Here is a 2,772-nt window from a genome sequence, read left to right as displayed (position 1 = left end):
AATAGCTTACAAAAACCGTTATCCAGAATTTGATGAATGGTATACACCCCTAGAGCTACCATCACAAAAGCAAGAACTGTTTCATGCATGGCTTGAAGGGTTAACAGGCTTTCCCCTGGTAGATGCCAGTATGCGACAACTAAAAACTATGGGTTGGATGAACTTTAGAATGAGGGCAATGTGTGCCACATTTTTAACTATCAATTGTGGTATTTCCTGGCATCACGGGGCTAGACATTATATGAACTATTTAGTAGATGGAGATTTAGCAATTGATAATTGGCAGTGGCAGATGCAATCAGGTGTTACTAATCCCTTAAGTGATACTTTTCGCATATATAACCCAAATAAGAATATTCCGGAAAAAGACCCAGACCTCAAATTTATTTACTATTGGGTAAGCGAACTAAAAGCTTACAGTCTACCAGAAATTATTCAAGGTAAATATATTGGCACTAGTTCTTATCCAGAAACTATTTTAGATTGGGCTAAAACCCGCAAAGTTAACGGTAAAATCATCTCTGACCTTCGGAAAAAAGTAAGAGAAAGATTGACTCTCCAGGGTGGAGATGAATATGAAAGTGCAGTTGCAGCTAAAGAAACAGTAAATAAATACTGGCAGCACAAAGATAGACAGTACAAAGAATTTAAGGAATTAGAGGCAGAACTAGAGTAGTTAAATAGAATTCTCTGCAACGAAAGTGAAATACCCGTTTTTTTGAGATAGGGAAAACTGAAGCTAGAAAGTTAGATTTTGTTGCCGCCTCCGCAGATATCATGTCAATAGTTTCTTGACAAACTACTAGTAGGGACTATTATGTTCCCGGACGAAAGCGAATATGATCGGGTATATGATGGCGATCACCTAATATTTCTAACAAAGGGCCATTAACGTCAAATTTAACTATACTTACTGACGCGACCAAAATATTCACCCGATAGCGATAGCGTCCTAAATCAATTCCTAGTAAACTGCAAAGCATAATCCGAATCGTGGCTTTATGAGAAACTACTAAAACATTACCTTGGGGATGTTTTTCTTGAATTTCAGCAATTACAGGCATAGAACGGTTAGCAATATCTACCGCAGTTTCTCCACCTAGTGGTGCATTCCAAGCGGGTTCTGTCAACCATTTTACATAGTTTTCTGCGTAATTCTCTTGGGCAAACGATTTACTTTTAGTTTCCCATTCGCCGTAACTACCTTCTCTAAGTCCGTCACGTAACTGCATATCCATACCGATAGCATCACAAAATGGCTTGGCAGTTGCAATTGTGCGCTTCATCGGGCTAACATAAACAGCCTCCCACAACAAGCTTTGATAAACATCGGCAAAACTCTCTGCCATCTGCATCCCCTCTGTTGTCAACTGGGCATCAGTTTCACCGCAGAAATTACCACTTTGACTAAAAATAGTTTCTCCATGTCGCAGTAAATATAAATTGAGTGTCATAGCTTGTATCGCGATTGGGATAAAGGAGTTTGTGCAAAAATAAAATACCATCAATCTCGCAATCGAGTCTGTGACACCAGGACAAAGTAATCAACCAAAAAAGTCAATCAACCACTTTCCTTTTGTCAACGAGATCAAAAGTAGCGGTAAGAGCTAGTAGTCTACCAAACTAACTTTGCCTGGTAGTAGCAGATGCTGATAAGGTATCTAATATGGGAACAATCAGGGTGGCATTATGGCAAAAAAATACATTGTAGATTTAAACGAAGCAGAGCTATTTCAAGTGCGATCGCTAATTAAAACAGGTAAATAAGGCGCGAATGATTACCCGTGCAAACATTCTTTTAATGGCGAGTGAGGGTTATTCAGATAGTGTGATCGCTTTGAGCCTAAGAATTAATGTTTCGACCGTCGAGCGCAGCCGAGAGAAATTTGTGGTTGGAGGACTGGAGTATGCACTTGAAGACCGTCCCCATCCACCAAAGCCTTGTAAACTTGATGGCAAGCAAGAAGCTTTTTTGGTAGCCACCGCTTGTTCAAATGCACCCGAAGGACGAACTCGTTGGACAATGCAACTTTTAGCAGATCAGTTGGGAAATATTGGTATCGTTGATTCGATTTCTGACGAAACAGTACGCCAAACTCTAAAAAAAATGAAGTCAAACCGTGGTTAAAGGAACAGTGGTGTATACCTAAAGTTGATGCCGAGTATGTTTTCCGAATGGAAGATGTACTGGATTTATACAACGAACCTTATGATCCCAAGCGTCCAGTAATTTGTTTTGATGAGACTCCATACCAACTTCTAGAAGAAGTTAGACAGCCTTTACCTCCCGAATCCGACCAGCCTGAACGTTATGATTACGAGTATAAGTAAATAGGCAGGAAAAAACCAAACTATGTGAAGATAAGTAAATACGGAGAATGTATTTACCGAGGTAACAAAAATATGGGCGCGTAGTTTTTGGGTATTTTTGACTCGTGAGCAAGACCAAACTCTGTTAACCCTAAAAACAGCAGATGTACCCCAGAAGGTAAAAGACCGAGCAAAAGTAATCAGATTAAACGCACATGGCTGGTATGTGGAAAAAATAGCGACTCATTTCAATTGGACTCCTCAAACGGTAAGAGAAATCTTACATAAATGGCAAAAACTTGATTTAGAAGGGCTTTGGGATAACCCAGGTAGAGGAGGCAAAACCAAGTATAACGAAGAGGATATAGTATTTTTGCAGGAATGTCTCAAAGAAGAACCACGTACATATAAGGGACTTCCAAGGAATAAATTACTCAACAAAAATCATAAGCTTACATTTAA

At 39.4% G+C, this 2,772-nt stretch carries 5 protein-coding genes; 4 read left to right on the top strand and 1 reads right to left on the bottom strand.

The genetic code is table 11. The features are described from left to right. Window positions 1-676: FAD-binding domain-containing protein (locus tag ACFFAP_RS37785; RefSeq protein WP_375515997.1), on the top strand; the 676-nt coding region annotated here is incomplete at its 5' end. 139 nt (window positions 677-815) lie between these two features. Here ACFFAP_RS37785 and ACFFAP_RS37780 read toward each other — a convergent pair. Further along, entirely contained in the window at window positions 816-1,454 is a 639-nt protein-coding gene (locus tag ACFFAP_RS37780) for a histidine phosphatase family protein (RefSeq protein ID WP_375515996.1), read from the bottom strand. Between the two features lie 320 nt (window positions 1,455-1,774). On the opposite strand from ACFFAP_RS37780, the gene ACFFAP_RS37775 reads away from it, so the two are divergent. From ACFFAP_RS37775 to ACFFAP_RS37765, 3 genes are all read left to right on the top strand, one after another. Then, the gene (locus ACFFAP_RS37775) at window positions 1,775-2,128 is read left to right on the top strand and encodes a helix-turn-helix domain-containing protein (RefSeq protein WP_375515995.1); all 354 of its coding nucleotides are present in this window, start codon (window positions 1,775-1,777) and stop codon (window positions 2,126-2,128) included. Window positions 2,129-2,175: 47 nt separating this feature from the next. After that, window positions 2,176-2,331 carry a hypothetical protein gene (locus ACFFAP_RS37770; RefSeq protein WP_375515994.1) on the top strand — a complete coding sequence of 52 codons (156 nt, stop codon included), beginning with the start codon at window positions 2,176-2,178 and terminating at the stop codon, window positions 2,329-2,331. A 97-nt stretch (window positions 2,332-2,428) separates the two neighbouring features. Continuing rightward, a partial coding sequence (locus ACFFAP_RS37765) for a transposase (RefSeq protein ID WP_375515993.1) occupies window positions 2,429-2,772 on the top strand: 344 nt, incomplete at its 3' end.

The organism is uncultured Nostoc sp., assembly GCF_964245575.1.
Classification (GTDB): domain Bacteria; phylum Cyanobacteriota; class Cyanobacteriia; order Cyanobacteriales; family Nostocaceae; genus Nostoc.
The sequence above is the reverse complement of the archived record's forward strand: the minus strand, read 5'-3'. Positions and strand labels throughout refer to the sequence as shown.

Bases quoted from the DNA above. Each gene is read 5' to 3' on its own strand.
- ACFFAP_RS37780 (WP_375515996.1), bottom strand. From the start codon at position 1,454: ATGACACTCAATTTATATTTACTGCGACATGGAGAAACTATTTTTAGT.
- ACFFAP_RS37775 (WP_375515995.1), top strand. From the start codon at position 1,775: ATGATTACCCGTGCAAACATTCTTTTAATGGCGAGTGAGGGTTATTCA.
- ACFFAP_RS37770 (WP_375515994.1), top strand. From the start codon at position 2,176: ATGGAAGATGTACTGGATTTATACAACGAACCTTATGATCCCAAGCGT.